Origin of the sequence: Rhizobium sp. FKY42 (assembly GCF_005222835.1) — a bacterium.
Classification (GTDB): Bacteria; Pseudomonadota; Alphaproteobacteria; order Rhizobiales; family Rhizobiaceae; genus Neorhizobium.
In genome coordinates, this window is the sequence record NZ_STGA01000044.1 from 235,737 (window position 1) to 243,479 (window position 7,743).

At 57.5% G+C, this 7,743-nt stretch carries 5 protein-coding genes; 3 read left to right on the forward strand and 2 right to left on the reverse strand.

Going from position 1 to position 7,743, the window contains the following annotated elements; all coding sequences use genetic code 11:
• Window positions 1–248: 248 nt before the first annotated feature.
• The 3 genes from E8M78_RS17355 to E8M78_RS17365 all read left to right on the forward strand — a co-directional run bounded on the left by E8M78_RS17355 (window position 249) and on the right by E8M78_RS17365 (window position 6,528).
• Complete coding sequence (locus tag E8M78_RS17355; protein ID WP_137136232.1) at window positions 249–2,144, forward strand: hypothetical protein; 1,896 nt, start codon at window positions 249–251, stop codon at window positions 2,142–2,144.
• A gap of 84 nt (window positions 2,145–2,228) precedes the next feature.
• The gene (locus E8M78_RS17360) at window positions 2,229–5,612 is read left to right on the forward strand and encodes an ATP-binding protein (RefSeq protein WP_137136233.1); all 3,384 of its coding nucleotides are present in this window, start codon (window positions 2,229–2,231) and stop codon (window positions 5,610–5,612) included.
• Entirely contained in the window at window positions 5,605–6,528 is a 924-nt protein-coding gene (locus tag E8M78_RS17365; protein WP_137136234.1) for a response regulator transcription factor, read from the forward strand. The genes E8M78_RS17360 and E8M78_RS17365 overlap by 8 nt, the downstream gene beginning before the upstream one ends.
• Before the next feature lie 37 nt (window positions 6,529–6,565).
• Here E8M78_RS17365 and E8M78_RS17370 read toward each other — a convergent pair whose 3' ends face one another.
• Together E8M78_RS17370 and E8M78_RS23875 are read right to left on the reverse strand one after the other, a co-directional pair.
• Entirely contained in the window at window positions 6,566–7,165 is a 600-nt protein-coding gene (locus tag E8M78_RS17370) for a hypothetical protein (RefSeq protein ID WP_246658368.1), read from the reverse strand.
• 183 nt (window positions 7,166–7,348) lie between these two features.
• On the reverse strand, window positions 7,349–7,743 hold a 395-nt coding region (locus E8M78_RS23875; RefSeq protein WP_246658369.1), incomplete at its 5' end, for an ABC transporter substrate-binding protein.

The window sequence follows — 7,743 nt, forward strand, 5'->3', positions numbered from 1 at the left end:
CACTGGCTCCCCAGCACAGGTGAGCCGCGATCAGGCTACCGCAGAGATGGAAACGGCGGCGAGCATCAGTTTCAGTACCTGTCGCAAGCGTTCAAGAAGAGCCGCAGCGCAAAGAAATCATCACGCCGCCTCATGAAAACATCATAAAATTATAACTGTATTTGACACGAAATCTTCATTTTTGCTTTAAGAAACCGACATGGAGCTTCCTCATATCTCGCCCTACTTCTTGAATGAATGAGGTTGCCATGGCGAAGCGGATTGGATCGTCTACCAGTCAATCGACAAAGGACATCGCACTGACGAGCGGCGCCGGATCGAGCAGCTCGACCCAATCGAGTTCGTCCAAATATATCGATACATCGAAAATGAAGGGGCCTCGCAAAGTCAACCCGAACCCCGTCGTCAGACAGCCCCGGAGCAATGACGATCTCGTACGCGGGCTGCAGAACTATGACCGCAGCGCCGGCGACGCCGTCGGTGAAATTCCGGATGTTTCAGCCTACGTATCGAAGGTTCAGGCGCCACCGATCAACGAGACCGACAAGGGCTTCTCGATGGTTGCGCAATCTATGACAGCCGCGCCGGACTATGCGGAAAACGAAAAGACGATCAACGACAAACAGTTCGAATTCATAAAAGAGGGGTTGAAGGATGTGGATCGCAGCTTCATCAACCCGGACACGATCAACAACCTTGACAAGCTGACCGCTGATCAGAAGGCAGCATATATGGTGGATTTGATCGAGGCGAAGCAAATGCACACCGCCTACATGAACCAGTATGGTGATTCTGTCCCCAACGGAGATGAGGCAGGGCGCGATCTCGATGCACGATTGGATGTCCTCATGAAGGACAGCAGTTTGGCTGAGGCAGCAGATCAGGCCTTTTCTCGCGGTGCGCGCGCCTTCCTGACGCAGCCTGAGAACGACATGCTTCTTTCCAGGTTCAAAGATGCCTATTTCGCTGATATCGTCGGCGGCAAAGCGATAGATCGGGCTCTGGCAAGCGGCAAGAGCTTGCAGGAAGCCTTTGCTGCCTATAGCAGCGAACTCAATCTGCTGACCAAGATCCTTCCACAGGATTATCTGGACAAATACGCAGGAGCCGCAAGCCTGACATTGTCGCAACTGACCCAGAAACATCTGATTGGCGATGGGACCGGTGGCGACCTGTCACCATTCACCGCCGATGCGAATGGAAATTCGGCCACCTTGAAGCCCGCGGCCGACGCCATGGCGCTCCAGTTCATGGCCCAGAATGTCGGCAACAAGGGTGTCAGTCAGGCTGCCATCAAACTCAATTATGCTAAGGATATTACCCGAAACGTCGATGGCGTGATCCGGCTCATGCGCACTGGCATGAAGATGGACGACGCACTGGCTTCGGTGATGAAAACCATCAATGGAAAACCATCACCGCTTGGCATACCGAACGACATATACAAGGCGGGCTTGATACATGGCGTGCAGACGCTCACCATGGCCAGCGTTCTGACTGCCCGTGCGATTGGCAACGGTCCTAAACCCCCGCCGCACGAAACCGCTGCAGCCGTTGCCAGCAGCGTTCAGATTGTCGGCATGATGACAGAAGGACTTGCCAAGAACCTGGATGCGCAAGGCAAGGCCTTCAGCATGTTTGGCACAGGTTCAGGCACCTGGGGAGCCGCAGTATCCAAATTCATCGACCCAAAGAAACTGGAGGCGGGTGGCAAAATCCTTGGCGGCGTAGGTGGTCTGGCGATGGCAGGCCTTGCTTTCTACAGCGCTCATAGAGCGTTGAAAGGGGGAGAAAAAGCCGAAGCGGCGTTCCAGATAATAAACGGTGTAGCATCCCTCACGTCCGGGGCTGTCGGACTAGCAGAGGTCGCCCTCCAGTTCAGCAATGTAGTGCCTCGTCTGACGGCCCCACTGGCTGGAGCCATCCCGAATTACACGAATATGGTAACGAACGGTTTGAAATTTGGTCTCTCCGCTGTTGGCCGTGTTGCAGGCGTTGTTGGTTCGTTTGCCGGCTTTGCGCTCGGCTTGATTGAAATGGCAAAGGGCGCCAAGAAGCTGACAAAACTTCAAGGCGATCTCAATGACCGCCTTCGTCCGCTGATTGGCAAGGAAGTCACGTTTGAATTCCGGCCCCGTCTCTAGGATCTCTGCCTGACCTTGCAAATCGCCGCCGAAAATCCGAAGGTGCACATTATCTAACCATGCACAAACGGACGGCATTCACGAATGGCAGCGCGGCAACGTATCATCCCTATCCGGCGGGACTATAACCGCTGGGTGGCCAACCAGACGCTGGAGGATTACGCGCTGCGGTTCACGGCGAAGAGCGCGCGTCGTTTTTCCTCGAACCGTATTTCCCACACAGCCATTGGCGCAATTTCGTTTCTGGCCCTCGAAGCGATCGGTGGGACGATCACCCTCTCCTATGGCACGACGAATGCCTTCTTTGCCATTCTGGTGGCCGCTGTCCTGATGCTTGTGATCGGTTTGCCGATCAGCCGTTACGCCATTCGTCACGGGGTTGACATCGACCTTCTGACGCGTGGCGCAAGCTTTGGCTACATCGGCTCCACCATTACTTCGCTGATCTATGCCAGCTTCACCTTCATGCTGTTTGCGATCGAGGCGTCCATCATGACAGGCGCGCTCAATCTGGCCTTCGGCATTCCGCTCTGGCTTGGCTACATCATCAGCTCTGTGGTCGTCATCCCACTCGTGATCTATGGCGTGCAGCTCATCTCTCGCTTCCAACTGGCGACCCAACCCTTCTGGATTGTGTTGAACGTCCTGCCTTTCGTGTTCATCGCCTTCATGGATTGGGAGAAGATCGAGCTTTGGCGGGCCTTTGCCGGCATCGGCCATTCGAATACCGGCTTTGGCGGACCTGCCCCCTTCGATCTTCTGGAATTCGGCGCAGCCTCCGCCGTCATCCTTGCACTGATGCCGCAGATTGGTGAGCAGGTGGACTTCCTGCGCTTTCTGCCCGCCGAAGGTCAAAAGCGCTGGCGGCATCGACTGGCGGTTTTTCTTGCCGGTCCGGGCTGGGTAGTCCTTGGCGTTCCGAAGCTTCTGGCGGGAAGCTTTCTGGCGGTTCTGACCCTGTCGACCGCCGTTCCCGCACAAGAGGCCGCCGATCCGGCCCATATGTATCTTGCCGCTTTCGGCTATATGATCCCGAACGAAACGGCCGCCCTTTTGCTGATGGCTGCTTTCGTGGTCGTATCCCAGCTCAAGATCAACGTGATGAACGCCTATGCGGGGTCTCTTGCCTGGTCGAACTTTTTCTCCCGCCTCACCCACAGTCATCCGGGCCGCGTGGTGTGGCTGGTGTTCAACGTGGCAATCGCCCTGCTGCTGATGGAGCTTGGCATCTACCGCCTGCTGGAAGCCACGCTCGGCATCTTCTCCATCATCGCCATGTCCTGGCTGTGCACCATCTCCGCCGATCTGGCCATCAACAAGCCGCTGGGGCTTTCGCCTCCAGGCATCGAGTTCAAGCGCGCTCACCTTTATGATCTGAACCCTGTTGGGCTTGGCGCCATGCTGGGTTCAGCGGGCATTGCACTGGCCGCGCATTTTGGTCTCTTCGGCTCCGTGGCGGCTTCGCTCTCTACCTATCTCACGCTCTCGGCTTTCCTGCTTTCGCCATTGATCGCCTGGGGTACCAACGGTCGCTACTATCTCGCGCGCAAGCCACGTCACGCCTGGAAGAACGCGCTCTCCATCACCTGCTCGATCTGCGAGCATCCTTTCGAGCCGGAGGACATGGCCTGGTGCCCGGCCTATGCAGCACCCATCTGCTCGCTCTGTTGCTCGCTGGACAGCCGCTGTCACGATATGTGCAAGCCGAAAGCCCAGATGAAAGCACAGATCGGCAGCGTTGCGCGCACCATGCTGTCCGACCGTATCGTCGAACGGCTGATGACACGTCTGGGACGCTACGCACTCACCTCCATCCTGTCGATCTCGGCCATGGGTGCCATTCTGTTCATGATCGCCTATCAGGTGGGCGAGGCAACGCCGGCCAATGCGGAGGTCATCTACGGCACGACGTTGATCGTCTTTTTCGTCTTCGCCATCATCGCAGGCATTGTTTCCTGGTTCTACGTTCTGGCGCATGACAGTCGCGTGGTGGCAGAAGAGGAAAGCTCCCGCCAGAACACCCTACTTCTCAAAGAGATCGCCGCCCACCGTAAAACCGATGCAGCCCTGCAGCAGGCGAAGGAAGTGGCCGAAGCCGCCAACCGCGCCAAAAGCCGCTATGTGGTTGGCCTCAGCCACGAACTTCGCACGCCACTCAACGCCGTTCTAGGCTACGCACAGCTTCTGGAACGGGACGAGACCATTCCCGCACCACGCCAGTCCGCGATCAAAGTGATCCGCCGCTCCGCCGATCATCTCTCCGGCCTGATCGACGGATTGCTCGATATCTCGAAGATCGAGGCGGGCCGTCTGCAGGTCTACTCCAACGAAATCAATATCCAGGACTTCCTCGACCAGATTGTCGATATGTTCCGTCCGCAGGCGCAAGCCAAGGGCCTGAATTTCGAGCACGACCGCACCCCCGCCCTGCCCACTTATGTGCGTACCGATGAAAAGCGCCTGCGCCAGATTCTGGTGAACCTGCTGTCGAACGCGATCAAGTTTACCGATCGGGGATCGGTGCGTTTCAACATCACCTATCGCAGCCAGGTCGCTACCTTCACCGTGGAGGATACCGGCCGAGGTATTGCAGAGAAGGATCTTGCACGCATTTACGAGCCGTTCCAGCGTGGGGAGGCAGAGAGCATTCGCCCGATGCCCGGTCTGGGCCTTGGCCTCACGATTACCCGGCTTCTCACGAACACCATGGGCGGCGAGATTTCCGTCACCAGCGAAAAGGATGTTGGCACCAGCTTTCGGGTCCGTCTTCTGCTGTCGGCGGTCAATCGCCCGACAATCATGCCCGCACCGGAGAAGAAGATCATCGACTACACGGGTCCGCGCCGCACTGTGGTGGTAGTCGACGACAATGAGGATCACCGCGACCTGATGCGCGAAGTGCTCAAGCCGCTGGACTTCATCGTACTGACAGCCAGCGGTGGACCCGAATGCCTGACGCTGATCGAGGCAGCAAAACCGGATCTCTTCCTCGTTGACATCCTCATGCCAGGCATGAACGGCTGGCAACTGGTGGAACGCCTGCGGGAAGACGGACAAACTGCACCAATCATCATGCTCTCGGCCAATATCGGCGATGGCGCCTCCAGCATCCGCAAGGGGGATGGCCATAGCGATGCCATTTCGAAACCAGTGGATATCCGCCAGCTTTCCGACAAGCTCGCCCAGCATCTTGGCCTGACCTGGATTTATGAAGGCGAAGCGCTCCAGGAGCGAGAAGGACCCGTTCCGGTGAAAAGTCCCGGTTCAGGCCATATCGACGATCTCATCCAACTGGCGGAAATCGGCTATATTCGAGGGCTCGAAACCAAGCTTGGCGATCTCGCAGCCTCACCCGATCACCGTGCCTTTACGGAAGCGGCGCGGCACTATATTCAAAGTTTCGATATGGCCGGACTGATGACGTTCCTGAGACAGTTCCGCGAGGAAAGGATGCCGCAGGATGGCTGAAAACTCCGCACCCAGAGAAATTGTTCTTCTGGTGGATGACAGTCCGGATGCGCTCGGCTTTCTCACGGAAGCACTCGAACAGTCAGGCTTTTCGGTGCTGATCGCAACCTCTGGCCAATTCGCCATCAGCATTGTCGATCGCATCACGCCGGATCTCATTCTGCTCGATGCCATCATGCCAGGCATGGATGGGTTCGAAACCTGCCGCAAGCTGAAGGCAAATCCATCCGTTTCACAGGTGCCGGTCATCTTCATGACAGGACTGACCGAGACCGAGCATGTGGTCAACGCGCTGGAAAGCGGCGGCGTGGATTATCTGACGAAGCCCATCAACATCGATGAATTGCGCGCCCGCATCCGCGTTCACCTGTCCAATGCGCGCTCAGCCCAGAGTGCACGCGTAGCGCTGGATGCGGCGGGCCGACATCTTCTGGCGGTGCGCGGCAATGGCGCCCTGCACTGGTCGACACCACAAGCGACGCGGCTCATCAACTCAGCCTTCGGTCAGGATGATGGGCTGGATCAGGCCACACGGAAAATCTCGACCTGGATGATCGATCGCGACAGGCCGGGCTTTCCACGCGAGGTGACCTTCGCCGTGGACGCGCAGGCCGCGACCACGCTTCAGTTCTCGTTCCTCGGCGCCATCGGCCCGGACGAGTATCTAATTCGCGTAAGCGCACTCAGCAACCGCGCCGAAGACGTGGTATTGCGCGAGCACTTCCCCGTTACCCAGCGCGAAGCGGAAGTGCTGCTCTGGATTGCCAAAGGCAAATCGAACAAGGATATCGGCGATATCCTTGGCCTCTCGGCCCGCACCGTCAACAAGCATCTGGAACAGATCTACGTGAAGCTGGGCGTCGAGAATCGCGCATCCGCAGCCGTCAAGGCGGCCAATGTGCTGCATGTGATGTGAAACACGGACCGGCACGACGATTGCGCGGCCAAACCCATCACCCCCTGGGGCCTCGCGGCTTAAAAGGTGCCAGACCGGTGACTGGCGGGTTTGAATCCAGATTAGCCGGTTGTCCCCAGATGGAAATGGGCTGATTATCCTTCGTCAACACCTTCGAATCGTAGATGGCAAGCGAGGTCTGCTGCTGGGCCACGTCCGCGCATTGCTGAATGATACCACCGATGTAGCGCATGCAACTCGTCGCATCGCCCGGCACGGAGCCTGTAGCCCAGTCCTTTACAATCCCATCTTGTCCAACGAGAAAATACGACAGGCGGTTGTTGCTCACCACAGATGAGCTTGAGACCAGACCGCCAAAGTCAGCCCCCCGCTCCGTCCGCGCTGCAGGGGCGATGTGGCGATAGATCACCTGGCCATTCGACAAAGGCGTGGCGCCAATCATCGGACCAAAGGTCGCGCGGTCGTTTCCGGCCAGCCTGTCCATGGGCGAGGTTCCGAGGCTGGCGACCTGAGTATAGGGTTTTCCGAGCGCATAGCTGGTGAAAGACCTGTTGGCCATTCCCTCGGCCTTTTCAGTCACCTGCGAGCAACCTGCCAAGGCAAGCAGCAGAGCAAAAGCGGAAAACCTGATGCGCATGGACCGGCCCCATCATCCGTTACGCTCATGTCCGCAGTCTGCGAACATTCATTCTCAACAAATCCTGCGAAAATCATCGACAGCTTTCAAGCCTTCGCAGCCCTTGAAACGAAATAGGCAAAAGAAAAAAGGGCCGGCGCGTGCCGACCCTTTCCCACGGACGGATGAACCGCCGTTGCTGTCTTACATCTGGAAGTAAGAATACTTGCCGTCCGGGCCCTTCTTCCACTCGTACATGACATAGTCAGGACGTGTGATGTCACCCTTCTTGTCAAAGCCGATATCGCCGATCACCGTCTTGAACGGACCCTTCGACTTCATTGTCTCGGCAACCTTCTGCGGATCGTTCGTCTTCGCAACCTTGGCAGCGTCGGCAATGATCTGCAGCGCTGCGTAGGAATACAGCGTGTAGGCTTCCGGCTCGAAGCCAGCCTTGCGGAACTTCTCAACCAGGTCCTTTGCGTTCGGGTTCGTGCGCGGATCCGGCGGGAACGTCATCAGCGTGCCATTGACCGCGTCACCTGCAATCGAGGCAAGCTCGTTCGAGGTGATGCCATCGCCCGACATCAGAGGCGCCT